This window comes from Mycobacterium marseillense (assembly GCF_010731675.1).
Taxonomy (GTDB): Bacteria; Actinomycetota; Actinomycetes; order Mycobacteriales; family Mycobacteriaceae; genus Mycobacterium; species Mycobacterium marseillense.
Map to the genome: position 1 here is coordinate 4,052,245 of NZ_AP022584.1, position 23,456 is coordinate 4,075,700.

Here is a 23,456-nt window from a genome sequence, read left to right on the forward strand (position 1 = left end):
TCTGACAGCTAGCTGGACTCGCCGTAGATGCTGCTGACCCAGATGTGGGTCAGGGTGTCGACAACCCGGTCCTCGTCGACCGAGGGCGTCTCGGCCGACAGTGCGGCCATCATTGTGCGCTCGTTCATCTGGTTCAGCGACGTCGCCAGATCGGCGGCCGGAATGGTTTCGGGGGCGGCACCGCGCGCCCGCTCGGCGGTGATCATGGCCGCCGTCTGGTCGATCCACTTCTGCATGAAGCCCAGCCACACCGACCGCAGCTCCGAGCTGGTGGCCAGCGCCTCGGTCGCGGCCCGCGCCAGCGTGCGGTGCGAGCTGAACGCGGCGAAGAACGCCTTGATGCCATTGCGCCACACCCGGCGCGGGTCGGTCGGCAGCCGCTGTACCGCCCCGTCGAACTCGGAGTCGGCGCGCGCGATGACCGGCTCGAGCAGCGAGATCAGCACCGCCTCCTTGGACTTGAAATAGAAGTAGAAGGTCGGCCGCGACAGGCCGGCGCCCTTGGCCAGGTCGTCGACGGAGATGCCGCCGAAGCCGCGCTCCTCCAGCAGCCGCTCGGCCGTCGCAAGGATCGCCTGCTCGCGGTCGTCCCCGGAGGGGCGCATGGCTCGGCGGCCGCGCAAGGCGCGCGTCTGGCCTACGGTAGTCACGGCCGCTACTTTACACGGTGTTGAGTCTTTCGACAGGGTGTTGACTGACTCGACACGGCGTTGATAGCGTGGTCGTATGACTGAGCACCTCGACGTCCTCATCGTGGGCGCCGGCATCTCCGGCGTCAGCGCGGCATGGCACCTGCAGGAACGCTGCCCGACCAAGAGCTACGCCATCCTGGAACGCCGCGCCGACCTCGGCGGCACCTGGGACCTCTTCAAGTACCCCGGCATCCGATCCGACTCGGACATGTTCACCCTCGGCTTCCGGTTCAAGCCCTGGCGTTCGGCGAAGTCGATCGCCGACGGCGCGTCGATCAAGGCCTACATCAAGGAGGCCGCGGTCGAGAACCACATCGAGCCCCACATTCGCTACAGCCACCGGGTGGTGGCCGCCGACTGGTCCGACGCCGACAACCGCTGGACGCTGACCGTCGACAACGATGGCCGCACGAGCGAGATGACCTGTTCCTTCCTGTTCGCCTGCACCGGCTACTACAACTACGACGAGGGCTTCTCGCCCACCTTCGGAGGCTCCGAGGACTTCGGGGGCACCATCGTGCACCCGCAGCACTGGCCGGAGGACCTCGACTACGCGGGCAAACGAATCGTGGTCATCGGATCCGGTGCGACCGCGATCACCCTGATCCCCGCCCTGGTGAATTCGGGCGCGGGTCACGTGACGATGCTGCAGCGCTCCCCGACCTACATCGGGTCACTGCCCGGCGTCGACCCGTTTGCCGAGAAGGCCAACCGGCTGCTGCCCGAGCGACTCGCGCACATGGCCAACCGTTGGAAAGCCATCGCGTTCAGCACCTTCCAGTACCAGCTGTCCCGCAAGGCCCCGGCCTACATGCGCAAGACGTTGATGACGATGGCGCAGCGGCGCCTGCCGCAGGGCTACGACGTCGAGAAGCACTTCGGGCCGCGCTACAACGTCTGGGACGAGCGGCTGTGCCTGGCGCCCGACGGCGACTACTTCCGGACCATCCGGCACGGCAAGGCCGACGTCGTCACCGACACCATCGACCGGTTCACCAAGACCGGCATCAGGCTCGCCTCGGGTGAGGAGCTGGCGGCCGACATCATCGTCACCGCAACGGGATTGAACATGCAGTTGCTGGGCGGGGTGAAGCCGACCCGCAACGGTGAGGACGTCGACCTGACCTCGCTGATGACCTACAAGGGCCTGATGTTCTCCGGCGTGCCGAACTTTGCCATCACCTTCGGCTACACGAACGCGTCCTGGACCCTGAAGGCCGACCTGGTCTCCGAGTTCGTCTGCCGGCTGCTGAACTACATGGACGACAACGGTTTTGACTTCGTGGAGCCGCAGCATCCGGGCAACGACGTGGACGAGCTGCCGTTCATGGACTTCACCCCCGGCTACTTCCGGCGCTCGATGCACCTGCTGCCCAAGTCGGGGTCGCGGGCGCCGTGGCGGCTCAAGCAGAACTACTTCTTCGACATGCGCACGATCCGGCGCGGCAAGGTCGACGACGAGGGTCTGAAGTTCGCGAAAAAGCCGGCGCCAGTAGCGGTTTAGGAGTCTGTGGCGACGACGACGATCCCGTCGTCGTCGCTGTAGGCGATCTCGCCGGGCGCGAATGTCACGCCGCCCAGGGTGATTTCGACGTCGCGTTCACCGGCACCGGTTTTGGTGCTCTTGCGGGGATTAGTGCCCAGCGCCTTGACGCCGATGTCCATGCCCCGCAGCGCGGCGGAGTCGCGCACCGCGCCGTTGATGATGAGCCCGGCCCAGCCGTTGGAGCGCGCGAGCTCGGCGATGACGTCGCCGACCAGCGCGGTGTGCAGCGAGCCGGCCCCGTCGATCACCAATATCCCGCCGTCACCGGGCTCCGAGAGCACCGACTTCAGCAGCGCGTTGTCCTGAAAGCAGCGCACGGTAGTGATCGGGCCGGCGAATTCGGGCCGCCCGCCGAACTGCCGGAACTGGATGTCGCAGCTGCGCACATCGGGGCCGATGCTGTCGACGAGGTCGGCGGTCGGCCGGAATGACACCGTCAGTTCTGACACGTTAGACGCCCCGCACTCAGCGACGGCGCAGCTGGCGGATGAGCAGGATGGCCAGCAGGCTGACGGCCAGGGCGACGATCAGCGGCACCGGGGATTGGCCCACCGCGGGGCCCGGCAGGGCGGGCGACACCGGGTTGTTGGCGGCTTCCACGGTGGACTTCGCCTGTGCCGCGGCATCTTTGGCGGCCGCCGTGAGGTCGCCGTTGGTTTCCGCGCGCTGCTGCACGCCGGCCGGCGGCTCGGGCGGTTTCGGGGGCGCGGGTTCGGCGTTCTTGGCGGGCGCCTTCTTCGCGGGCGCTTTCTTGGCGGGCGCCTTTTTGGCGGGCGCCTTCTTCGCAGGTGCCTTCTTGGCCGGCGCTTTCGCGGTCTTTTTCGCCGCCTTGGCGGGCGGCTTCTTTTCCGGCGGATTGCCGGCGCCGTCGGGCGCGCTGTTGGTGGGGTCCTGCGGGTCTGCCATGCGGCCGCTCCTTGAGCTTCCTCTGTCGTTCGTTTCCCTAGCTCAGGGATCTCGACCCCATCATGCCAGCACGCGTCGCGGCGCCTCGATCACCGCCTGTGCCGCACCGCCCACCAGGCCCCGCCGGCGACGAGCGCCAACGCGGCCGCCACGAACGGCCAGACGGGGACGTCACCGCCGCCGGTGCCGCCGCCGGCGACGGGCGGCCCGGGCGTGCCGGTGCCGGACACCGTGAGCTGAAACGACCAGGACCCGGAGACCACGTGGCCGTCCGCGGAGGTCACCCGGTAGTTGACCGTGTACGTCCCCGACGGTCCCAGCGGACGCAAGGCGATGCTGACGACCGCGCCCGCCACGGTGGGCTCGCCGTCCGACCACACGTTGCCGTCAGGTCCGACCACCGTGATGGCGGCGAACGTGGTCTGCAACTGCTCGTTGAATGTCGCGCTCACCCGCTGCGGGCCGGACGCCAGCACCGCATTGGCCGCGGGGTCGGTGGCGATCCTCGTGGCGTGCGCCGAGGCCACCGGCGCGGTGAGCGTGGCCATCGCGAACATCGCGCTGACGCACACGCCGATCGCCAGCCGTTTCATGGGCGCCGGCGGATCAGGGCGATCGCGACTCCCAGCGCGGCGACCACCAGGGCGGCCCCGCCCAACAGCCGCGCGGGGTTGTCGGCCGCGTGGGGCCGCGCGGGTTCGGCCGCCGGGGTGGACGTCGCGTGGTGGTGGTGCGGCCCCGCCGGCCCGGCGGCAAGGCTGAGCATGGGCGCCGGGTGTTCCGGCTCGCCGCCGTCGGGCAGCGGCGCCTGATCCCACTTCACAACGGTCCCGTCGGCGTAGGACTGCGTGGCCGGAAAGCTGACGGTGTCGGTGTCGGGCAGCTTCACCGACAACCGGAACAGCGCGAATTGGTCCGCGGCGATCCCCCCGCGGGGGGCGGCCGTCCATGTCACCGAGCGGACGGCACCGGAGCCCGCGTCACGGTCGAGCCGGGCCGTCCAGCCCGGCATGGTTTCTGTGCGTGCCGCGGCGACGTCGGGCAGGGCGACCGTCAACGCGGTGGTGGCGGCGCCGGTGTTGGATTCGTTGGGCACCTGGAACGTCACCAGGGCCATGGCGCCGCGCACGGCGTTGTCGCTGCTGGCGTGGACGTGCGCCGACGCGGTCGGGGTGTGCAGCGCCGACCCGAGGGCCAAGACGACGGCCGCGCCGACCGGGATCAGGATGCGCGGGATCCACCTGCCGTGGAGTGACATGGGAGGAGGTTGCCTTTCGTGCGTTCGGTCAGCTCAACCCGAGGCGGGCCATCAGGTCCGCCTCGATGCCTTCGAGCTGCGACGAGATCGCGGCGTGGGCCGACCGGCGACGCGCGGCGGGCAGATTCTCCGCGGCGGTGACCGCCGCCGACAGATCGGCGAGCCGCTCGGTGATGGCGGCCACGAACGCCTTGGTCTCGGCGTCCTTGGGCTTCTTGTCCTGCACGGTCCGCAACGACTTTTCCGCCCCGGCGATGCGGGCCGACAGCTGGGCGCCGGGCCCGGAGAACTGGCCGATCTGGGCCAAGGGGATCCCGAGCCGGTCCGCGCGGCGCTGATCGATCAGCGCGCGCGCCGAGACGGCCAACCGATAGATCACCGGGGTGAGGATCGGCGCGAGCAGCCGCGACACCGTGAGGACGCGGCGGATCCGTGTCGGGGAGAAGATCTTGCCCTCCCGCGCCGCCTTGAGTTGGGCCTCAGCGACTTTCAGCGCGTTGCGGTCGCTGTCGCGTTGCGCCTTGATCTGAGCCCTGAGCGCCTTGTTCTCCGACCGCTGGGCGGATTTGGCGCGCCGCACCTCGTTTTTCGCGGCCAGCTTGGCCTCGAGCTTGGCGCGGGCCTTGATCGCGCGGGCTTCAGCGCGACGCGTCGCGCGGCTCTTTCGCTTGCCGAACAGGCCCATTCCCGGCCGCCTCCCGGTATCTCGCTGGCAATCGTCGTCTAACGCTCTCGCGTTCGCGATCCGTTTGCCAACCCTAATCGGAATGGGCGGACGCCAGCTCCCCAGGGCTGGCCCCGGCCGCTAGGCGTCCAGGTGCTCCGCGCGGCGCAGCTCGTTGACCCGCTCCATGACCTCGCGCTGCGCCTCGGGGGACAGCTCGGCCGTGCGCACGGCGATGCGGCGCACGTTGTCGTCGCGCGCCGTGGCCAACCACGACAATTCCTTGTCGAGCTTCTCGTAGTACTCGTCGTCGGTGAAGTAGGCCGGCTTGATGCGGAAGAAGTTGGCCAGGGCGGCCATCGTCGCCGACGACGGGTTGGTGCGGTTGCCGGAACGCAACTGGGACAGGTAGGGAGCCGACATCGTGATGCCCTCCGCCTTGAGCGCCGCGATCACTTCCGCGGAGGTGTGCGCGCCGCGTCCAGGCGGATACACCGTGTCGAACAGGCGGTTCAGGCGAGCAGCGAACGTCGTGCTCATTGATATGACCTCCACTGGGCTGTAGAAGCGAACTATTACCTAGGTGTATTTGCTGATCATGGTAGCGAGGCTTGGTAAGGGTAACCAGGTGCAAACCCAAAAGGATTCCCGACCGGCACAGCTGATGCTCACCAACTCCCCACTTGACGAGCGTCTAACTGATTCGCTGGGGTGTCCACTAAATCCATGGAACTCACAGGTTATCCGCAGAATCGGACACCCGTCCCGAAGTGGCGGGCGGGCCGTTCCGTGGACTTCGCGGTGAGCGGTCGAGCCGGGCTGGGCGATTGCACCGCAACCGACCGGCGCGCCGGCCCGATCCAGTACACCATTTGCTGCCGAGTGGGAAACGAGACGGACGCGGGCGCCCCGCAACCCGTCGGACGCGTGGCGGACACCGGGGGTCGAGGGAGCGTTAACTTAGCCGGCACCGCCAAGACCGCAATCATCCAGGGCCCGTTCGGTCTCGACGCCCCGTCCGACCAGACGGTCGCGGGTCGCGGGCTGTCGCGGATCCGCCAGCGCGCGAAGGACGACGCCGCGCGCCGGGAAGACGAATCGCGATTCGCGCGCCGCCGCGATCTAGGCGGCGAGGAGCATAGCCAGGATTGCCGTGTCGGGATGGCTGATCGGGTCGACGCCGACGCGGCTCACCATCGAGGTGATGGTGCCGTCGGCTTCTGCTTCCACCCACGCGGCACGGTGTTCCAGGCCGAGGTAGGGCAGCCCGGGCAGCAATACGCATCCCGACGCCGCCCCCGTGCATTCGGGCAGCGAAGGCGTGGTTTCCGACGGCGGATGCAGCATGAGTAGGGCGGGGGGCTGATGGTCGGCGAAATAGCCTGGCTGGATTGCTGTTTCACCAAAAACCGTGCCCTCAGCCAGCACCAGGCCCACCGTGCCCGGTTCGGGTTCGTCGGGCAATTCCTCGCGGGCACCGAACACCGTTGTGGTGGAGAGCAATCCGGGCAACGACGCGATCCTGACCGCGACCATGAGCAGCTGGGCCCACTCTTTCGTGGAATCGGGCCAGCGTCCGGAGATCAGGAACCCCTTCAGGGCCCCACGGGAATGGAACGGGGAAACCCCGATAGGCCGATCCGACCCAGTTTCCATCTCGACCTCCGCGCGACGCCCCCGTTAGGGAATAACCACACTGGTAGTCCGAATAATTAAGAATGCCTGCGGATTAGGCGCCGTGCAACACGACACGGTCAGCGTCGCGGATCTTCCGTCCGGCCGTTCGGGACCGGACAAACGACTGGGGCGCCGCGCAATCCGCGCGACGCCCCCGCCGATCGAAATAAAAGTCAGCCGAAAATCAGGCCCTGGGTTTTCGAGGTGGCCGCGGCGTACCGCTTCTGCACGTCTGCCCAGTTGACGACGTTCCAGAATGCCTTGACGTAGTCCGCCTTGACATTCTTGTACTGCAGGTAGAAGGCGTGCTCCCACATGTCGACCTGCAGCAGCGGAATGATGCCCAGCGGAACGTTGGCCTGCTGGTCGTAGAGCTGGAAGGTCAGCAGCCGGCTGCCCAGGGTGTCGTAGCCCAGCACCGCCCAGCCCGACCCCTGCAGGCCGTTGGCGGCCGCGCTGAACTGTGCCCGGAACCGGTCGAACGATCCGAAGGCGTCGTCGATCGCGGCGGCCAGGTCGCCGGTCGGCTTGTCCCCGCCGTCCGGCGACAGGTTCTTCCACCAGATGGAGTGGTTGACGTGGCCGCCCAGGTGAAAGGCCAGGTTCTTTTCGTTCAGGAAGATCGCAGCGTGATCCTCGTTGGCACGGGCCTCTTCGAGCTTGGACAGAGCGTCGTTCACGCCTTTGACGTACGTGGCGTGGTGCTTACTGTGGTGGATCTCGTTGATCTGACCTGAGATGTGCGGTTCCAACGCTGCATAGTCCCAGTCCAAGTCGGGCAGGGTGTATTCAGCCACGGCGTTCCTTTCTTCGATTATCGTCTTGACGCTCAGTCACGGGGGCCGCCTTGCGGCGGCCGGCCGGTATCAACCCTGCTCCATGAGCGCGCGCACCGCAAGAATGACCCGTGTTGAGCCGCAAGGCGGATACCCGCTCGGGGTCGGTTCAGAACAAGACGATGACCGCGAGCACGGCCATTAAGGCTAAGGCGATCAATCCGGCGCGTAGCGCCGCGATGGTGTAGCTGTGATTCCACGCGGGCGAGCCGCAATACGACTTCGACGCGGCCGGTGAGCCCGGACCGAACGAATGCGTGGCCATCAATCGCCTTCCACCCCCCGGTTCACCTCGCCGTGAGTGAGGTGAGTCACAAACAGTTTTGCGAACGCGATCATAGCGCTTTGCGGCGAAGTTGAAAAATATCGCACTGAGCTGCGGGTTTGCGAGAACACGCAGGTGTGCGGGTACAACGTGGCGGGACCGGCGGGGCCGGCAAGGGGTGGTCGTGGGCGCTGCCGCGCCGATGCTTAGCAAGCCAATCCATTTCGCTCAGCGGCCGAGTCGGGGCTGTTTAGTACATGCGTACAACACCGCGATGTTATCCACAGTGACACCACGATTCGACGCCAGAGGCTGTAGCGATGGCTTCCTATACCCCAGGCTCTATGTGGATAAACCTGTGGAAACTGTGGATAGTCCGCAGCGGCTGATTACGTTGCCCGGCCGGCTCGAATGCGGCCCCTCGCCCCGCGTTCTGAGGGCCGCATCGTCGCGGCGGGGTTGGATTGCGCCGCTCCTCCTCGCCCCGCGTTCTGAGGGCCGCATCGTCGCGGCGCTAGTCTGGTCCGGTGATCCAGGTGTGCTCCCAGTGCGGCACCCGCTGGAACGTGCGCGACCGGCAACGCGAGTGGTGTCCCCGCTGCCGCGGTGCCCTCCTGGCGCCCCAGTCCCCGCCCGCCGATCAGCAATGGGGGACCGCCCCGTCCCCCGCCGCACCGCCGCGGTCTCCCGGTTGGCAGCGCACACCGCCACGGCTGCCGCCCGGCTATCGCTGGATAGCGGTGCGACCCGGCGCCGCGCCGCCGGCCAGGCACGGCCGACGCCCCCTCGGGCCCACGCCGCGCTACACGGCGATACCGCGCTGGGGCTTGGCGGACCGCGTCGAACAGGCAGCCGCCGCAGCCGAAGCGCCCGCGGCCCCGGGCCCCGCGGCGCACATCATCCGCACCACATCGTTCGTGAGCGTGCTGGTCCTCAGCATCGCCGCCCTGGTTTACGTGGTCCGCTATGTGCTGCTGATCGTCAACCGCAACACCTTGCTCAACTCGTGGGTGGCCATCGCCGCCGACTGGCTCGGCGTTCTCGCCAGCGTGGGCGCGGGCGCGGCGGTGATCGCCTCGGGTGTCCTGCTGATCCGTTGGATGATCGCGCGGCGCGCGGCGGTATTCGCCCATCACGGCCTGCCCGAGCCGCGGTCCGTGCGGGCGCTGTGGGCCGGCTGCGTCGTGCCGCTGGTTAATCTGCTGTGGGCCCCGGTCTACGTGATCGAGTTGGCCCTGCTCGAGGAACACTGGGCGCGGCTGCGTCGGCCCGTCCTGCAGTGGTGGATCGCGTGGGTCTGCAGCTACGCCGTCTCCATCGCCGCCATCGTGACCAGCTTCGCCACCGACGCCCAGGGCATCGCCAACAACACCGTCCTGATGGTCGTCGCCTATCTGCTGGCGGCCGCCACCCTGGCCGCGGCCACCCGCATTTTCGAGGGCTTCCATCGCAAACCCGTCGCGCGGCCCGCGCACCGCTGGGTCATGGTTCCCGACGACGGCAGCCCCGCGCCGGCTTCGGCTGACCCAGTTGAGTTAGAGGGGCAGGAACCGGCAGCATAGGGATATGACGTGGGCCGACGAGGTGCTCGCCGGGCATCCCTATGTCGTCGCCCATCGCGGCGCCTCGGCGGCGCGCCCCGAACACACGCTGGCCGCCTACGATCTCGCGCTCAAAGAGGGCGCCGACGGCGTGGAATGTGACGTGCGGTTGACCCGCGACGGCCATCTGGTGTGCGTGCACGACCGCCGGCTGGACCGCACCTCGACCGGAGCCGGCCTGGTCAGCACGATGACGCTCGCCGAGCTGCGCGAGCTCGAATACGGGGCGTGGCACGACAGCTGGCGCGAGGACGGCGCCCACGGCGACACCAGTTTGCTGACACTGGACGCGCTGGTTTCGCTGGTGCTGGATTGGCATCGGCCGGTGAAACTCTTCATCGAAACCAAGCATCCCGTCCGGTACGGCTCACTGGTGGAGACCAAACTCCTGGCGCTGCTGCACCGTTTCGGCATCGCGGCGCCGGCCTCCGCCGATCGCTCCCGAGCCGTGGTGATGTCGTTCTCGGCGTCCGCGGTCTGGCGGATCCGCCGCGCCGCACCGCTCCTGCCGACCGTGTTGCTGGGCAAGACCGCGCGCTACCTGACCAGCGGCGCGCCCACGGCCGTCGGCGCCACCGCCGTCGGCCCGTCGCTGCTGACGCTGAAGGAATATCCCCAACTGGCGGACCGCGCCATCGCTCAGGGCAGGGCGGTCTACTGCTGGAACGTCGACGACTACGACGACATCGATTTCTGCCGCGACGTCGGCGTGGCCTGGCTGGCCACCCACCACCCGGGCCGCACCAAGGCGTGGCTGCGAGGCGATCCGGCAGGCCAGGTCAGCATCTAGGTCGACCGCTACTGCTGGCCGTCCGCCGTGGTGGGCGGCAATGGCGCATCGGCGGCCAACGCGTCGAACAGCCGGCCGGCCTCATCGTGATTCCACACCACCACCGCCCCGGAGTCACCGCTGGTGAACTCTCCGATCGGGACGGTCATGGTGGCGGTCGACCCGTGCAACGCCCATCCCAGCCGGGCCAGATCCCAGGCGTGGTCGTCCTGGTCGACGGTCAGGGCGTCGGCTGCCGCGCGCGGCACCGCATACCAGCGCCAAGGATTGACCCACACCGCCGGGCTGCCGGCGCGATGCAGCAGTTCGGCCACGAACTGGCGCTGGTTGACCATCCGGTCCAGATCCGCCCGCGGGGTGTCGCGCGTCCTGACGTAGCCCAGGGCGTGGCGACCGTCGAGCCTCTGGCAGCCGGCCGGCAGGTCGATGCCGGCCAACGGATCACTGACCGGGGTCCTGGGGCACACGGTCACCCCGCCCAGCGCGTCGACCAGGGCGGCGAATCCGCCGAATCCGATCTCGGCGTAGTGATCGATGCGCAATCCGGTGGCCTGTTCCAGCGTGCGGACCAGCAACCGCGCGCCGCCCATCGAGAACGCGGCGTTGACCTTGTCCTTGCCGTGCTCCGGAATCGGCACGTAGGAGTCGCGGGGTATCGACACCATCGTCGTCGGAACCCCGGCGCCGACGCCGGGCACGTGCACCAACAGGATCGTGTCGGTGCGGCCGTCGCCGATGTCGCCGCCCGTGGCCAAATCCTGTTGCTGCGCGGCGCTCAGGCTCTGGCGGCTGTCCGAGCCGACGATCAGCCAATTCGTTCCCCGGCCGGGCCCGGGCCGTTCGGGATAGTCGGCAAGCACCTGCTCGCGGTGCAGTTTGGTGTCGAACCACACGGCGCCGGCGACGAGGCCCGCGGCGATCAGCAGGACGGCCACCAGCAGCCCCGACACCATCGTTCGGATCCAGCGGCGCCGCCTGCGGGGCGCGCTCGGCGCGCGGGGCCGGGGCGGGGGTTGGCGCGACGGTGCGGGGACCGGCGGCATCGGGCGCTGCAGCGGCTGGGTCTCCGCCGTCGGCGACGGCGGCGGCGGGGCAACCTCGCGGCGAATCACCTGCGGGGGCTCGGCGCGCGCTGGGACGGGCGGGCCCGGGCGTGCGGGCCGCCGACGCTGCGGGGAGCGCTCGCCGTTCACCCGGATAACGTACGTGCCCGGCGCCTCGCCGCGCCGGTACGCCGCGATCTGGCTAGGCCGATTACAGCTAGCCGCGCGCCCGCAACCCGTTGATGAACGGGCACCCCATCAGCACCCGGATGGCCTGGCGCAGGCCGGTCATGTCGTCCACCGGTTTGTGGAACGGCAGCCGGACGTCGTGGTCTCGGTCGCTGCCCTCGACGCGGAACCGGACGCCGTAGCGGTCGAGCCCCAGCGGTCGCACGTGCCCGCGTCGCAGGGGCGCCGGCAGCCGGGACACCAGCCGCGCCACGATGTCGCCGTGGGCGGCGTCCAGGTGCCGCAGCAGGCTCGACTCGAGCGCGCAGAACGGGTCGGGCCGGGCGGCGAGAAGCTCGTCGACGGACACCGGCTCCGCGCCGGTCGCGTCGGTGACCACGACCGAGGCGATCTCGAGCCGCAGCAGCGTGTACCGCTGCTCTTGTCCACCGGCGGGCGCGCATCTCGGGGTGTCGATGCCCAGCAAGGCCGGATTCGGGCATTCGGCGGCGATCGCGTCGAGCGTCGTGAGGATCTTCGCCGCGGGCACCTCGTGCAGGTGCCCGCGCACCCACACCAGCGAACGGACGGGTTCGCGCAGGGGGAGTGGCGCGTAATCGGTCAGCTCCAGCAGTGCCTGCGATCCCGCGATTTGCCGCCCCCGTTCCAACTCGACGGGCAGCGCCAGCGCGAAGGAGCCGTCGTCCATCAAGTGATGGACGGGTGTGGGGACCGGGTCGTCATGCTCGATCGCCAGGAGCGCGCCGCCGGCGCGCACGCACGCGCTGCGGATCCGTTCGGCAGTGGTCGGGGCATGGCAGCTCAGCGGTAACACCATTCTCATCCTTATGCTTAGGTAAGCCTAAGTTAACTTACCCGCGTTGGCGTCGCAAGGGTTTTCTGTCCAGCGCGCCGCTAGGGTTGGGACGTGGCCCGCATCGCTTACCTCGGTCCGGAGGGGACCTTCACCGAGGCGGCGCTGCGACAGATCACCGCCGCCGGCCTGGTTCCCGCACCGGACTCCGACGGCGTGCAGCCGCTGCCGGTCGACAGCACCTCCGCGGCCCTGGATGCGGTGCGCGACGGCGCCGCCAACTACGCGTGCGTCCCGATCGAGAACTCGATCGATGGTTCCGTGACCCCGACCCTGGACAGCCTGGCCATGGGCTCGCCGCTGCAGGTCTTCGCCGAGACGACGCTGGACGTCGCGTTCAGCATCGTCGTCAAACGGGGGTGCCGCGCCGACGACGTGCGCACCCTGGCCGCCTTCGGGGTGGCGGCGGCCCAGGTGCGCCAGTGGGTGGCCGCCAACCTGGCCAATGCCGAACTGCGGCCGGCGTACTCCAATGCCGACGCCGCCCAGCAGGTCGCCGAGGGGCGCGTCGACGCCGCGGTGACCTCGCCGTTGGCCGCCGCTCACTGGGGGCTGGACACGCTGGCCGACGGTGTGGTCGACGAGCCCAACGCCCGCACCCGCTTCGTTCTGGTCGGGTTGCCGGGCGCCCCGCCGGCCCGCACCGGAGCCGATCGGACCTCGGTGGTGCTGCGCATCGACAACGCACCGGGCGCCCTGCTGGCCGCGCTCGCCGAATTCGCCGTCCGTGGCATCGACCTGACCCGCATCGAATCCCGGCCCACCCGAACCGGACTCGGCATCTACCGCTTTTTCGCCGATTGCGTGGGACACATCGACGACGACGCCGTCGCCGAGGCACTTAGGGCGCTGCACCGTCGTTGTGCCGATGTGAGATACCTAGGATCTTGGCCCACTGGCTCGCCCGCCGGGGCGCTGCCGCCGTCCGCCGACGAGGCGTTGCGCTGGCTGGCGCGGGTCCGGGACGGAAAGCCCGAAGACCCCGCCGCGGAGGCGCAGCGGTGAGCGGTCGCTTGATCCTGGTGCGTCACGGCCAGTCCTTTGGAAACGTCGAGCGCCGGCTCGACACCCGCCCGCCGGGGGCGGAGCTCACACCGTTGGGTCGCGACCAGGCCCGGGCGTTCGCCCGCGGATCGGGTCGGCCGGCGATGCTCGCGCACTCGGTGGCCACCCGGGCCTCGCAGACCGCGGCGGTGATCGCGGGCCAGCTCGCGATGTCCGCCATCGAGGTGCCCGGCATCCACGAGGTCCAGGTCGGCCGGCTCGAAGACCGCAACGACGACGAGGCGGTCGCGGAGTTCAACGCGATCTATGACCGCTGGCATCGCGGGGAACTCGATGTGCCGCTGCCTGGCGGCGAGACCGGCAACGACGTATTGGACCGCTACGTGCCGGTGCTCACCGACCTGCGCCTGCGCTACCTCGACGACCACGACTTCCACGGCGACATCGTGCTCGTCAGCCACGGCGCGGCCATCCGGCTGGCCGCCGCGGTGCTGGCCGGCGTGGAGGCAGACTTCGCGCTCGACAACCACCTCGACAACACCCAATCCGTGGCCTTGACCCCGATCACCGACGGCCGGTGGAGTTGCGTGCGCTGGGGAACGTTGACCCCGCCCTTTTATCCGGAGGCCGAGGCGACCCCGGTCGCCGATGCGGTGCGGTCAAGCACCGACCCGATGGGCTGAGACGTCGATCAGACGGCCAGCGCGATCACTTCGGTGCAGGCACAGCCCACGGCGTCGCAGTCGATGACGAAGGCGTGCGGCAACAACTCGGGGCTGAAGCAATCCGGCTCGGTGCACTCCGACCGGTGCAGCGCGTGGTGAATGATGGTGCCGTGACAGTGATCTAAGCCTGCCCGGCAGTCGCGGCAGTCAGTGCTCATAACGCGTTCATAGCACCCGTCACCGACAAATCTGGGACGCCGCGCCCGTCAGGCCCAGCCCAGTTCGTGCAGCCGGTCGTCGTCGATGCCGAAGTGGTGCGCGATTTCGTGGATCACCGTGATCGCCACCTCCTCGACGACCTCGGCCTCCGACTCGCACGCGTCCAGCAGCGCCTCGCGGTAGATGGTGATGGCGTCGGGCAGCGCACCGGCGTAGTCGGAGTCGCGCTCGGTCAGCGCCACCCCCTCGTACAGCCCGAGCAGCTCGGCATCCTCGGGATGGCGGCCCTCGACCAGGACGACGACGTTGTCCATCGCGGCGGCCAGCTCGGGCGGGATCAGGTCGAGGGCGTCGGAAACCAGTTCGTCGAAGCGCCGCGGGTCCATCCGCACGGGCACCCGGCTAGCCCCCCGGCGGGAGCTCGGCCGGCGGGGGCGGCGGAGGCGCCTCGGGTGCCGGGTTCGCGGGCGGCGCGCCGTTGTCCGCCGGCGGCGGCGGCGCCTGCGGCGCGGGAGCCTGCTGTTGTGGTTGGGGCGCCTGCTGGGGTTGCGTCACCACGGGTTGCTGCCCGGGCAGGTGCTGGTTGTTCGGCGGGATCTCCGGCGCGGTCGTGGACTGGTTGGACGGCGCTTGCGCCGGGGCCTGCAGCGGAATCGGCGGCATCGTGAGCCGCTCCTCGGGGATATCGGGGGGCGGCACCGGGGGCTGACCGTTGATCAGCAGCTGACCCTTGGCGCTGTTCAGCAAAGTGGCCCAGCCCCCGTTGCCCAGCGTCGCGCCGATGCTGCAGGCCACCTCGCGGCTACCGGCCGTCCAACTCGACAACGGCACCGTGGGGTAGATCAGTGTCAGTGTGGTGGTGCGCAGCTTGACGGGCGCCAGGTACGCGTCGGTCATCTTGGTGCACGAATCCTTGATGAAGCTGTCCTGGTCCGGTTCGGCGGGCAGGGCGTCGGGGAACTTCTCGGCCAGGTTGACCGTGCCGGTGACCTCCATCGCGTGCGGGGCCGCGCAATCGACCGGCACATCGGTCGGCTGGTTGGTCGCCGGATCGATGCCCAGGCAGGTGCCGGCCGGCCAGATCTTGGACTGGTCGACGTCGGCGACCTTGCCCTTGAACGCCTGCTGCTGGTTGTTCGTGGCGGGCAGTTGCAGGCCGCACAGCATGCGACGATCGCCGGACTGACGCCAGGCCCGATCCCCCGGCCACAGCAGGCTGACGGTGAACTTGCTGTTCGGATCGAACTTGAGTCCGAGGTAGTTACGGACGGACGCCTCGCACTGTTCCTGGGTGATCTGCTGGATGCGCGCGGGCGTCGGGGGCGCGGCGCTGGGGCCGTACTCCGAGCCCGGGAACGTCCGCATGTCAATGGATTCGGCAACTTCGAACTTGTGGTCGTCGGCGCAGTTGACGATCTTCGCCGACTCCGGCGTGGCATCGGGCCACATCAGGCACTCGCCGCGGGCGGCGCGGTTCAAAGCGGCGTCGCTCTTGGCCCCGGTGCTGCGCACGGGGCTGCTGTCGAGGAGCCGTCCTGACTCGGTGCTGACCGGGATCGCGGTCGCCAGCCCGGCGATCAACAGGCCGCCGAGCGCGGTCAGCAGCAGCGCCCGCCGGGTGGCCCGGGCCTGCAGGCTGCGCGGCCACAAGAACGCGGCCGGCTGCCGTTCGGTCGGCTCACCGGTCGAGGCGGCGGGCGTCTCGACTGCTGGGCCTTCCGAAAGTTCCTTCTCGGGCGCTTGCGACATCGGGTCCATTCTGACAGGACGACCTGAGGCGCGTGACAAAAGTTACTGATGTGAGTCCTGAGCCCACCGGGTGCGGACGCTGTGGCCGTCGGCCGGTGCCGGTGAAAGTAGTCTCAGGGCCGTGATCGACCTGAAGCTGCTCCGGGAAGACCCCGACGCCGTGCGCCGCTCCCAGCTCAGCCGCGGCGAAGACCCGACGCTGGTGGACGCGCTGCTGTCGGCCGACGCCGCGCGCCGGGCCGCCATCTCGTCCGCCGACGCGCTGCGGGCCGACCAGAAGGCCGCCAGCAAAAGCGTCGGCGCCGCGTCGCCCGACGAGCGCCCCGCGTTGCTGGCCCGCGCCAAGGAGCTGGCCGAGCAGGTGAAGGCCGCCGAGACCGCCCAGACCGAGGCGGAGTCGGCGTTCACCGCGGCGCACATGGCCATCTCGAACGTCGTCATCGACGGCGTGCCGGCCGGCGGGGAGGACGACTTCGCCGTCCTCGACATCGTCGGCGAGCCCCCGGCGCTCGACGACCCCAAGGATCACCTCGAACTGGGCGAGTCGCTGGGTTTGATCGACATGCAGCGCGGCGCCAAGGTCTCCGGGTCGCGGTTCTACTTCCTGACCGGCCAGGGTGCGCTGCTGCAGCTCGGCCTGCTGCAGCTGGCGCTGCGGCTGGCCGTCGAGAACGGCTTCACCCCGATGATCCCGCCGGTGCTGGTGCGCGCCGAGGTGATGGCCGGCACCGGCTTCCTGGGCGCCCATGCCGACGAGATCTACCGCGTCGAGGCCGACGACCTCTACCTGGTGGGCACCTCGGAGGTGCCGTTGGCCGGCTACCACTGGAACGAGATCCTGGACCTGTCCGGCGGCCCGCTGCGGTACGCGGGCTGGTCGTCGTGTTTTCGCCGCGAGGCCGGCAGCTACGGCAAGGACACCCGCGGCATCATCCGGGTGCATCAGTTCGACAAGGTCGAAGGCTTCGTCTATTGCACGCCCGCCGACGCCGAGGCCGAACACCAGCGGCTGTTGGGCTGGCAGCGCGAGATGCTGGCCCGCATCGAGGTGCCGTATCGGGTAATCGACGTGGCCGCAGGCGATCTCGGCTCGTCGGCCGCCCGCAAGTTCGACTGCGAGGCGTGGGTTCCCACGCAGGGCACTTATCGCGAGCTGACGTCGACCTCGAACTGCACCACGTTCCAGGCGCGCCGGCTGTCCACCCGCTACCGCGACGAGAACGGCAAGCCCCAAACCGCGGCCACGCTCAACGGCACGCTGGGCACCACCCGCTGGCTGGTGGCGATCCTGGAGAACCACCAGCAATCCGACGGCAGTGTACGGATTCCCGAGGCGCTGGTGCCGTTCGTCGGCGCCGAGGTGCTCGAGCCCTAAGCGCTCAGGGAGCCTTGCCGGCCAGCTGGCCGGGGGTGTGCCCGAAGGCCCGCCGGTAGGTGTCGATGAAGGCACTCGGTGTGGCCCAACCACATTCGGCTGCCACCGACGTGACATCCCGCCGGTCGGCGAGCAACACGAGCGCGTGCTGCAGCCGGACCTGGGTGCGCCATTGGGGGAACGTCATGGCCAGCTCGTCGCTGAACAAACGGCTCAGCGTGCGCTGAGCGACGCCGACCCGATCGCCGATCTGCTGCAGCGTCAACGGCTCGGCCAGGTTGTCGGCGATCAACGCGCACGCGTCCCGCAGCCGGGGGTCGACGGGCGTGGGGATCCACAGCGGCTCCGCGACGCTGGTCGCTTGCAGCTGGTCGTGCAGGACGGCCAGCATCCGGTGATGCTCGGCGGTGTCGGTGCCGTCGGACTGCGAGCACGCGATGATCAGTTCGCGCATCAAGGGGCTGACCGCCAGGACGGCCGGCGCTGCCGGGCCGCGACGGTGGCGGTCGGGATCCAGTGCGACGCCGTGAAACTGCGTGGTGCCGTGGAACTTGTGTTCGTGCCAGCACCCGGCCGGGATCCAGATGGCGCGATTGGCAGGCGTGATCCACGTGCCCGCCGGCGTGGTCACCGACACCGCGCCCGAGGACGGGTAGACGATCTGATGTTGCGGGTGGCGGTGCCGTTCGATGCGCGCTCCCGGCGGCAACGTCTGCGCCGACGTGACCAGTCCGTGGTGGCTGATTTCCGACATATCTCGGCAGGATATCGGAAGCACGCAACCGGCGTGCCGGCCTAGCGTTGCTGGTATGGCGATGAATCTCCTCCACCGGCGGCGCTGCAGCTCGGCATCATGGGAAAAGGCGGTGGCCGATCAGCTGTTGCCGTGGGCGTTGCAGGACGTCGAATTGGGCACGCGGACTGTGGAAATCGGCCCCGGGTACGGCGCGACGCTGCGCGGCCTGCTCGATCGCACGACCTCGCTCACGGCCGTCGAACTCGACGGCGCGATGGCCGATCGCCTGCAACGCCGCTACGGCGAGCGGGCGCGCATTATCCAGGCGAGCGGCACCGAAACGGGGCTGCCCGCGGGCGATTTCACGTCCGTGGTGTGCTTCACGATGCTGCACCACGTTCCCACCGTCGGGCTGCAGGACCAGCTCTTCGCCGAGGCGTTCAGGCTGCTCACGCCCGGCGGGGTTTTCGCCGGCAGCGACGGCGTCCCGTCACTGGCGTTCCGCCTGCTCCACGTCGCCGACACCTACAACCCCATCGCACCGACGGACCTCCCCGGCCGGCTTCGGGCCGCGGGGTTCACCGACATCCACACCGACGTCCGGCGTGGTAGGCAGCGCTGGCGGGCCGTCAAACCGGGCTAGGCCGTGATTTTCGTCGCCGGCTCGCCGGCAACGTGCCCGTGGCGGCGCTGCCGTTCCATCGTCGCGAAGTAGAAGGCGAACGCGAACGCGAAGCTGGTGAACAGGCTGGACACGAAATACAGCCAGGGGTGGCGCAATCCACGCCGGTAGCCGTCCACGATCGTAAAGATCGGCAGCAGAATCACATTCGCGATCGTGTAGTCCTGGCTGGCCGAGCTCGCCGCCGGGTTGGTGAACATCAGCTTGATGTATTCGGCCCAGCTCCCGTGTTCGCCCCACAGCGGGTTGGTGGAGCCTTGCGAGTACTCGTGCACGAACGTGATGTTGAAGTACCAGCCGAGCGCGACGGACGCGATGCCGACGACGTAATACACGATTTCCATCGGCGAAAACAGTGGGCCGTTGGCCGGCCGGGCGAAAACCTTCGAGTTCGACGTGACGATCCAACTGATGACCGCCAGTCCGAGCACGGCGTGAGTGAGTAGCGAGACCATGGGCGCAGTCTCACCCGCGGCGCAAAGTTTTGTCAATATTGACACAACATATGGGATGGTGAATCCGAAGTCTTGATACCTTACTGAGATGGTCAGGCCCGCTCAGACGGCACGCAGCGAGCGCACGCGCGAAGCGTTGCGCCAGGCCGCCCTGGTGCGATTCCTGGCCCAGGGCGTCGAGGACACGTCGGCCGAGCAGATCGCCGCCGATGCCGGGGTGTCGCTGCGGACGTTCTATCGCCACTTCAGCTCGAAGCACGACCTGTTGTTCGCCGATTACACCGGGCTGCACTGGTTTCGCGCGGCCCTGGACGCCAGGCCGGCCGACGAACAGATCATCGACTCGGTGCAGTCGGCCATCTTCTCGTTCCCGTACGACGTCGACGCGGTCGCCAAGATCGCCGCGCTGCGCCAGGACGAGCTGGACCCCGGCCGCATCGTCCGCCACATCCGGGAGGTCCAGGCCGACTTCGCCGACGCCATTGCGGCACAGTGGCAACGGCGTGGTCGCGGGGCCGCGGGCGCCGCCGAGCCGACGGCCGACCAGCGGGTGCGCACCGCGGTGACCGCGCGGTGCATCGCCGCGGCCGTCTTCGGCGCCATGGAGGTCTGGATGGTCGGCGACGACCGGTCCCTGGGCGAGCTCGCGCGGCTGTGCCACGCCGCCCTGGAGTCGCTGCGCGCGGGTATCACCGACTCCTGGACTACCGGGACCGCCCCCCATGTTTCGTCATAATTGACAAAACTTTGCGGCCGTGCGAGCCTCCTTGCGGAGGGCAAGGACATGACTGGTTATGACGCGATCGTCATCGGCGCGGGGCACAACGGACTGACCGCGGCGGTGCTGCTGGCCAAGGCCGGGCTGCGGACGGTGTGCCTGGATCCCAAGCTCTACGCGGGCGGGATGGCTTCCACCGTCGAGCTTTTCGACGGCTATCAGTTCGAGATCGCCGGTTCGGTGCAGTTCCCGACGGCACGGGTGGTGGTCGACGAGCTCGGCCTGGACGCCATGCCGACAATCGACCTCGACGTGATGTCGGTGGCGGTGCGGGGCGTCGGTGACGATCCCCTGGTCCAGTACAGCGACCCCGTCAAGCTGTTCACCCACCTCAACGAGGTGCACGGGGCCGACGCCGTCAACGGGATGGCGGGGCTGATGGCGTGGAGCCAGGGCCCGACCCGCGCGCTGGGCCGCTTCGAAGCCGGCACCCCGCCCAAGAGCATCGATGAGATGTATGCCTGCGCCACAAACGAATTCGAGCGTGCGGCGATCGACGACATGCTGTTCGGCTCGGTCACCGACGTGCTGGACCGCTATCTGCCGGACCGCGAGAAGCACGGCGCGCTGCGCGGTTCGATGACCGTGCTGGCCGTCAACACCCTCTACCGGGGCCCGGCCACGCCGGGCAGCGCGGCCGCGCTCGCCTTCGGCCTCGGCGTGCCCGAGGGCGACACGATGCAGATGAAGAAGCTGCGCGGCGGCATCGGCGCGCTCACCTCGCACCTGTGCGACGTGCTGGAAAGCCACGGCGGCGAAGTTCGGTTGCGCACCAAGGTAACCGAGATCCTCGTCGCGGACGGTCGGGTGACCGGGGTGCGCACCGAGGCGGGCGAGACATTGCACGCCCCGATCGTCGTCTCGGGCATCGCCCCGGACACCACGCTCAACGACCTGATCGATCCCGGCGCGCTGCCCGCCGACATCCGGGAGCGCTACGCGCGCATCGACCACCGCGGCAGCTACCTGCAGATGCACTTCGCGCTGGACGAGGCCCCCGCCTTCGCCGCGCCCTACGAGGCCCTCAACGAGCCCGCCATGCAGGCCTCGATCGGACTGTTCTGCACGCCGGAAGAGGTCCAGCAGCAGTGGGAGGACGCCCGGCGCGGCATCGTTCCGGCCGACCCGACCGTCGTCCTGCAGATCCCCTCGCAGAACGACCCGGACCTCGCACCGCAGGGCAAGCACGCCGCGTCGGCGTTCGCGTTGTTCTTCCCGATCGAGGGCGACGTGGATTACGGGCAGGCGAAGGTCGAAATGGGTCAGCGGGTGATCGACAAGATCACCCGTCTTGCACCGAATTTCGAACGCAGCATCATCCGGCACACCACCTTCACCCCCAAGCACATGGGGGTGATGTTCGGGGCGCCGGGAGGCGACTACTGCCACGGCCTGTTGAACGCGAACCAGGTCGGCCCCAACCGGCCGGGCCCCAAGGGCTTTCTGGGCCAGCCGATCCCGATCGAGGGCCTGTACCTGGGCAGCGCGGGATGTCACGGTGGACCGGGTATCACGTTCATCCCCGGCTACAACGCGGCACGACAGGCGCTCGCCGACCGGGGACGCTAGCGGCGCCCGCTCAGCAATTCGTCGAGCAGGGCGATGAACTCGTCGGCGCGCGCCGGCGTGAACGCGGGGCTGGGCCAGGTGCCCGGCACGTCCAGAGTGATCAGCGTCGACCGGAAGGGTCGTTGCATGTCCAGGGGGAGCCAACGCCGGAAGTCCGAGCTGCCCCAGATCCGGAACCGCTGCGTGACGAGCCCCAGGTTTTCGGCCTTGTATCCGCGGATCGAGTCGAGCGCGATGACCTTCGAGGTTCCCGACGGAAAGTGATAGCGGCGCAGCGTGATCGCCGTGCGATCCAGCTGAACCAACCCATCGTCGTAGGAGCCGTGGGAGCGGTCGGAGGCGTTCACGCGCGGCGGCTCCGCAGCTGGTGGCCCCGCGCGGTCAGGCAGTGCCCGTCGTCCAGCCGCCACTGCCACCCGTGCAGATTGCAGGTCAGCGTGTTTCCTTCCACCACACCGAATTTCGACAGGTCCGCCTTGAGATGGGGGCAGCGGCGCTGGATCTCCCAGCCGTCCAGCGTGACCGACGCCGAGTCGTCATGGGTTTCGGCGAACCAGCCGTCGGCGTAAGCGATCCGTTCGTCGGTCAGGCATTTGAAGAACGTGTAGAGGTACTCGTTGTAGCCGCCGACCCGCCATGCCCTGAAGCGGGTGGACAAGAAGATGGTGTTGACCCAGTCGGGTTCGCGGTCGCGCAGCACGGTGCGCACCAGCTCCGGTGCGATCTCAAAGCCGTAGCGGACCTTCTCGTGCGGAATCCGTTCCCGCACCGTCCGTTTCGGGAAGTCTAAGATCACGGTCTCGGGCCCGAGCGCCAGCTCGACGGGGTAGCCGATCCCGTCGCAGATCTCATCGCTCTGCGACATGATCGGCTCGAACAACGCGCGCAGCGGCTCCAGCAGGGGCTCTCCTGCCGCGGGGGCCCAGCTCGCCCGCTCGGCGGCGACGACGGGCGCCATCCGCTCGGCGTACTTCGCGATGTAGTCGGCCTTGCCCGTGGTGAAGATGGCCTCGACCTCGTCGGTCGGCAGCGGGTGGCGCAGCGAATTGAGGGTGGAGCCGGTGAAGTCGGCGGTGGACCCGGGCATCATCAGCAGGCCGCCGTCGTGGCCGTGCGTGCGCATCTGGTCCAGGAACACCATTTGGTCCGGGAAGATGTTGGCCGGATCCGCGTGGTCGTCATTGAGGTGGCGCAGCTCGGGATCCAGGAAGCAGGGCGGGCCCGCGGAGGGGACCACCCACGTCGCCCCGACCTGGGCGAGGTATTGGCGGGCGCGGTCCATCTGCCGTTGCCGCTTCTGGACGCCGAAGGACTCCTTGGCGTGCGCCGGCATGTCGTAGACCATCGGGTACCAGATCGCTCCGGAGTACTGCAGCAGGTGCACATCGATGTGCCCGAACTCGGCCGCCAGCACGTCCAGGTCGACGGGCCGGGCGTCGTTCATGTTGAAAACCGTTGTGGCGCCGTCGGAGACCAGCAGCGCCGAATCGCCGATCGGACCGTCGGCGGGCGCTCGCAGGGCGATGATCATGACGTCGAGCCCGTCGATCCGGTGCTTGACCGAATCGCTGGTCTCGATGAATCGGTGAAAGCCCAATTCCTGCAACGCGTTTCGCAGGTCGGGCACGGGGAAGTCCGGCAGCAGGACGGTCGCGTCCTTGTTGACGTGTTCGGCCAGGTTCTTGGCGTCGAAGTGGTCCTTGTGCAGATGCGACACGTACAGGTAGTCGCAGGCACCCAATTTGTCCCAGTCCAGCGTGCTGTTGTCCGGGAAGGGGAACCAGGAGGCGAAGTAGGCCGGATTGACCCACGGGTCGCACAGGATGCTGCCCGCTTGGGTCTCGATCAAGAATCCGGCGTGGCCGACGCTGGTGACCTGCACTAATACCTTTCCGGGGGTGCT

General features: G+C 68.8%; 27 protein-coding genes and 1 pseudogene. 9 read left to right on the top strand and 19 right to left on the bottom strand.

Features of this window, described 5'->3' with window-relative positions; translation table 11 throughout:
- Positions 1-8: 8 nt before the first annotated feature.
- A complete protein-coding gene (locus G6N26_RS18675; RefSeq protein WP_067173550.1) occupies positions 9-650 on the bottom strand; it encodes a TetR/AcrR family transcriptional regulator in 642 nt (213 codons plus the stop codon).
- Between the two features lie 76 nt (positions 651-726).
- Here G6N26_RS18675 and G6N26_RS18680 point away from each other — a divergent pair, with 76 nt between their 5' ends.
- Positions 727-2,196, top strand: coding sequence for a flavin-containing monooxygenase (locus tag G6N26_RS18680; protein ID WP_083020415.1), 1,470 nt, complete (start codon positions 727-729; stop codon positions 2,194-2,196).
- Here G6N26_RS18680 and rraA read toward each other — a convergent pair.
- The 9 genes from rraA to G6N26_RS25845 all read right to left on the bottom strand — a co-directional run bounded on the left by rraA (position 2,193) and on the right by G6N26_RS25845 (position 7,844).
- Positions 2,193-2,678, bottom strand: coding sequence for a ribonuclease E activity regulator RraA (rraA, locus tag G6N26_RS18685; protein ID WP_067173598.1), 486 nt, complete (start codon positions 2,676-2,678; stop codon positions 2,193-2,195). The genes G6N26_RS18680 and rraA overlap by 4 nt on opposite strands.
- A gap of 25 nt (positions 2,679-2,703) precedes the next feature.
- Positions 2,704-3,144 carry an Rv3852 family protein gene (locus G6N26_RS18690; protein ID WP_067173544.1) on the bottom strand — a complete coding sequence of 147 codons (441 nt, stop codon included), beginning with the start codon at positions 3,142-3,144 and terminating at the stop codon, positions 2,704-2,706.
- 89 nt (positions 3,145-3,233) lie between these two features.
- Positions 3,234-3,737: a copper resistance CopC family protein gene (locus tag G6N26_RS18695; protein WP_083020414.1), complete on the bottom strand. Its 504-nt coding sequence runs from the start codon at positions 3,735-3,737 to the stop codon at positions 3,234-3,236.
- Entirely contained in the window at positions 3,734-4,402 is a 669-nt protein-coding gene (locus tag G6N26_RS18700; RefSeq protein WP_083020413.1) for a YcnI family copper-binding membrane protein, read from the bottom strand. The genes G6N26_RS18695 and G6N26_RS18700 overlap by 4 nt, the downstream gene beginning before the upstream one ends.
- A gap of 28 nt (positions 4,403-4,430) precedes the next feature.
- Positions 4,431-5,087, bottom strand: coding sequence for a DUF6474 family protein (locus tag G6N26_RS18705; protein ID WP_083020412.1), 657 nt, complete (start codon positions 5,085-5,087; stop codon positions 4,431-4,433).
- Positions 5,088-5,207: 120 nt separating this feature from the next.
- On the bottom strand, positions 5,208-5,606 hold the full coding sequence (locus G6N26_RS18710) for a transcriptional regulator (RefSeq protein WP_064937713.1): 399 nt from the start codon (positions 5,604-5,606) through the stop codon (positions 5,208-5,210).
- Positions 5,607-6,188: 582 nt separating this feature from the next.
- A complete protein-coding gene (locus G6N26_RS18715) occupies positions 6,189-6,722 on the bottom strand; it encodes a peptidase (RefSeq protein WP_067173533.1) in 534 nt (177 codons plus the stop codon).
- A gap of 194 nt (positions 6,723-6,916) precedes the next feature.
- Positions 6,917-7,540, bottom strand: a complete 624-nt coding sequence (locus G6N26_RS18720) for a superoxide dismutase (RefSeq protein ID WP_067173530.1) — start codon at positions 7,538-7,540, stop codon at positions 6,917-6,919.
- A gap of 148 nt (positions 7,541-7,688) precedes the next feature.
- Positions 7,689-7,844, bottom strand: a complete 156-nt coding sequence (locus G6N26_RS25845) for a hypothetical protein (protein ID WP_165605091.1) — start codon at positions 7,842-7,844, stop codon at positions 7,689-7,691.
- A 527-nt stretch (positions 7,845-8,371) separates the two neighbouring features.
- Here G6N26_RS25845 and G6N26_RS18725 point away from each other — a divergent pair.
- Together G6N26_RS18725 and G6N26_RS18730 are read left to right on the top strand one after the other, a co-directional pair.
- Positions 8,372-9,406, top strand: a complete 1,035-nt coding sequence (locus G6N26_RS18725) for a DUF4328 domain-containing protein (protein WP_197746758.1) — start codon at positions 8,372-8,374, stop codon at positions 9,404-9,406.
- A gap of 4 nt (positions 9,407-9,410) precedes the next feature.
- Complete coding sequence (locus tag G6N26_RS18730; RefSeq protein ID WP_067173523.1) at positions 9,411-10,235, top strand: glycerophosphodiester phosphodiesterase; 825 nt, start codon at positions 9,411-9,413, stop codon at positions 10,233-10,235.
- Between the two features lie 8 nt (positions 10,236-10,243).
- Here the strand turns inward: G6N26_RS18730 and G6N26_RS18735 are convergent, their stop codons facing one another.
- The gene (locus tag G6N26_RS18735) at positions 10,244-11,428 is read right to left on the bottom strand and encodes an LCP family protein (RefSeq protein ID WP_232067487.1); all 1,185 of its coding nucleotides are present in this window, start codon (positions 11,426-11,428) and stop codon (positions 10,244-10,246) included.
- 67 nt (positions 11,429-11,495) lie between these two features.
- A complete protein-coding gene (locus tag G6N26_RS18740) occupies positions 11,496-12,284 on the bottom strand; it encodes a DUF2470 domain-containing protein (RefSeq protein WP_083016810.1) in 789 nt (262 codons plus the stop codon).
- A 90-nt stretch (positions 12,285-12,374) separates the two neighbouring features.
- Here G6N26_RS18740 and pheA point away from each other — a divergent pair, with 90 nt between their 5' ends.
- Entirely contained in the window at positions 12,375-13,325 is a 951-nt protein-coding gene (gene pheA / locus G6N26_RS18745; RefSeq protein ID WP_083016807.1) for a prephenate dehydratase, read from the top strand.
- Positions 13,322-14,008 carry a histidine phosphatase family protein gene (locus G6N26_RS18750; RefSeq protein WP_067173510.1) on the top strand — a complete coding sequence of 229 codons (687 nt, stop codon included), beginning with the start codon at positions 13,322-13,324 and terminating at the stop codon, positions 14,006-14,008. Before pheA ends, G6N26_RS18750 begins: the two co-directional genes overlap by 4 nt.
- Before the next feature lie 8 nt (positions 14,009-14,016).
- On the opposite strand, the gene G6N26_RS18755 is transcribed toward G6N26_RS18750, so the two are convergent.
- The 3 genes and pseudogenes from G6N26_RS18755 to G6N26_RS18765 all read right to left on the bottom strand — a co-directional run bounded on the left by G6N26_RS18755 (position 14,017) and on the right by G6N26_RS18765 (position 15,967).
- The gene (locus tag G6N26_RS18755) at positions 14,017-14,208 is read right to left on the bottom strand and encodes a hypothetical protein (RefSeq protein WP_008262971.1); all 192 of its coding nucleotides are present in this window, start codon (positions 14,206-14,208) and stop codon (positions 14,017-14,019) included.
- Positions 14,205-14,607 (bottom strand): annotated as a pseudogene (locus G6N26_RS18760) (metallopeptidase family protein). Before G6N26_RS18760 ends, G6N26_RS18755 begins: the two are co-directional and overlap by 4 nt.
- A gap of 4 nt (positions 14,608-14,611) precedes the next feature.
- Positions 14,612-15,967: a septum formation family protein gene (locus tag G6N26_RS18765; protein ID WP_083016801.1), complete on the bottom strand. Its 1,356-nt coding sequence runs from the start codon at positions 15,965-15,967 to the stop codon at positions 14,612-14,614.
- Positions 15,968-16,079: 112 nt separating this feature from the next.
- On the opposite strand from G6N26_RS18765, the gene serS reads away from it, so the two are divergent.
- Positions 16,080-17,333 carry a serine--tRNA ligase gene (gene serS / locus G6N26_RS18770; protein WP_083016799.1) on the top strand — a complete coding sequence of 418 codons (1,254 nt, stop codon included), beginning with the start codon at positions 16,080-16,082 and terminating at the stop codon, positions 17,331-17,333.
- A 4-nt stretch (positions 17,334-17,337) separates the two neighbouring features.
- On the opposite strand, the gene G6N26_RS18775 is transcribed toward serS, so the two are convergent.
- Positions 17,338-18,087 carry an AraC family transcriptional regulator gene (locus tag G6N26_RS18775; RefSeq protein WP_083016798.1) on the bottom strand — a complete coding sequence of 250 codons (750 nt, stop codon included), beginning with the start codon at positions 18,085-18,087 and terminating at the stop codon, positions 17,338-17,340.
- A gap of 55 nt (positions 18,088-18,142) precedes the next feature.
- Between G6N26_RS18775 and G6N26_RS18780 the strand changes: the two genes are divergently transcribed.
- The gene (locus tag G6N26_RS18780; RefSeq protein WP_067173495.1) at positions 18,143-18,712 is read left to right on the top strand and encodes a class I SAM-dependent methyltransferase; all 570 of its coding nucleotides are present in this window, start codon (positions 18,143-18,145) and stop codon (positions 18,710-18,712) included.
- On the opposite strand, the gene G6N26_RS18785 is transcribed toward G6N26_RS18780, so the two are convergent.
- A complete protein-coding gene (locus G6N26_RS18785; RefSeq protein ID WP_067173492.1) occupies positions 18,709-19,206 on the bottom strand; it encodes a DUF2834 domain-containing protein in 498 nt (165 codons plus the stop codon). The two genes, G6N26_RS18780 and G6N26_RS18785, sit on opposite strands and share 4 nt — an antisense overlap.
- A gap of 88 nt (positions 19,207-19,294) precedes the next feature.
- Between G6N26_RS18785 and G6N26_RS18790 the strand changes: the two genes are divergently transcribed.
- Together G6N26_RS18790 and G6N26_RS18795 are read left to right on the top strand one after the other, a co-directional pair.
- Complete coding sequence (locus tag G6N26_RS18790; protein WP_067173489.1) at positions 19,295-19,942, top strand: TetR/AcrR family transcriptional regulator; 648 nt, start codon at positions 19,295-19,297, stop codon at positions 19,940-19,942.
- Positions 19,943-19,990: 48 nt separating this feature from the next.
- Positions 19,991-21,553, top strand: coding sequence for a phytoene desaturase family protein (locus G6N26_RS18795; protein ID WP_083016797.1), 1,563 nt, complete (start codon positions 19,991-19,993; stop codon positions 21,551-21,553).
- Here G6N26_RS18795 and G6N26_RS18800 read toward each other — a convergent pair.
- Both G6N26_RS18800 and G6N26_RS18805 read right to left on the bottom strand, forming a co-directional pair.
- Entirely contained in the window at positions 21,550-21,900 is a 351-nt protein-coding gene (locus tag G6N26_RS18800) for a hypothetical protein (protein ID WP_067173483.1), read from the bottom strand. The two genes, G6N26_RS18795 and G6N26_RS18800, sit on opposite strands and share 4 nt — an antisense overlap.
- Complete coding sequence (locus G6N26_RS18805) at positions 21,897-23,435, bottom strand: MBL fold metallo-hydrolase (protein ID WP_083016796.1); 1,539 nt, start codon at positions 23,433-23,435, stop codon at positions 21,897-21,899. Before G6N26_RS18805 ends, G6N26_RS18800 begins: the two co-directional genes overlap by 4 nt.
- Positions 23,436-23,456 lie beyond the last annotated feature (21 nt).

Coding starts and splice junctions, on each gene's coding strand:
- G6N26_RS18765 (WP_083016801.1), bottom strand. CDS start 15,967: ATGGACCCGATGTCGCAAGCGCCCGAGAAGGAACTTTCGGAAGGCCCA.
- G6N26_RS18730 (WP_067173523.1), top strand. CDS start 9,411: ATGACGTGGGCCGACGAGGTGCTCGCCGGGCATCCCTATGTCGTCGCC.
- G6N26_RS18780 (WP_067173495.1), top strand. CDS start 18,143: ATGGCGATGAATCTCCTCCACCGGCGGCGCTGCAGCTCGGCATCATGG.
- G6N26_RS18695 (WP_083020414.1), bottom strand. CDS start 3,737: ATGAAACGGCTGGCGATCGGCGTGTGCGTCAGCGCGATGTTCGCGATG.
- G6N26_RS18705 (WP_083020412.1), bottom strand. CDS start 5,087: ATGGGCCTGTTCGGCAAGCGAAAGAGCCGCGCGACGCGTCGCGCTGAA.
- G6N26_RS18690 (WP_067173544.1), bottom strand. CDS start 3,144: ATGGCAGACCCGCAGGACCCCACCAACAGCGCGCCCGACGGCGCCGGC.
- G6N26_RS18680 (WP_083020415.1), top strand. CDS start 727: ATGACTGAGCACCTCGACGTCCTCATCGTGGGCGCCGGCATCTCCGGC.
- G6N26_RS18710 (WP_064937713.1), bottom strand. CDS start 5,606: ATGAGCACGACGTTCGCTGCTCGCCTGAACCGCCTGTTCGACACGGTG.
- G6N26_RS18715 (WP_067173533.1), bottom strand. CDS start 6,722: ATGGAAACTGGGTCGGATCGGCCTATCGGGGTTTCCCCGTTCCATTCC.
- G6N26_RS25845 (WP_165605091.1), bottom strand. CDS start 7,844: ATGGCCACGCATTCGTTCGGTCCGGGCTCACCGGCCGCGTCGAAGTCG.
- G6N26_RS18775 (WP_083016798.1), bottom strand. CDS start 18,087: ATGTCGGAAATCAGCCACCACGGACTGGTCACGTCGGCGCAGACGTTG.
- G6N26_RS18700 (WP_083020413.1), bottom strand. CDS start 4,402: ATGTCACTCCACGGCAGGTGGATCCCGCGCATCCTGATCCCGGTCGGC.
- G6N26_RS18785 (WP_067173492.1), bottom strand. CDS start 19,206: ATGGTCTCGCTACTCACTCACGCCGTGCTCGGACTGGCGGTCATCAGT.
- G6N26_RS18790 (WP_067173489.1), top strand. CDS start 19,295: ATGGTCAGGCCCGCTCAGACGGCACGCAGCGAGCGCACGCGCGAAGCG.
- G6N26_RS18740 (WP_083016810.1), bottom strand. CDS start 12,284: ATGGTGTTACCGCTGAGCTGCCATGCCCCGACCACTGCCGAACGGATC.
- G6N26_RS18795 (WP_083016797.1), top strand. CDS start 19,991: ATGACTGGTTATGACGCGATCGTCATCGGCGCGGGGCACAACGGACTG.
- G6N26_RS18755 (WP_008262971.1), bottom strand. CDS start 14,208: ATGAGCACTGACTGCCGCGACTGCCGGGCAGGCTTAGATCACTGTCAC.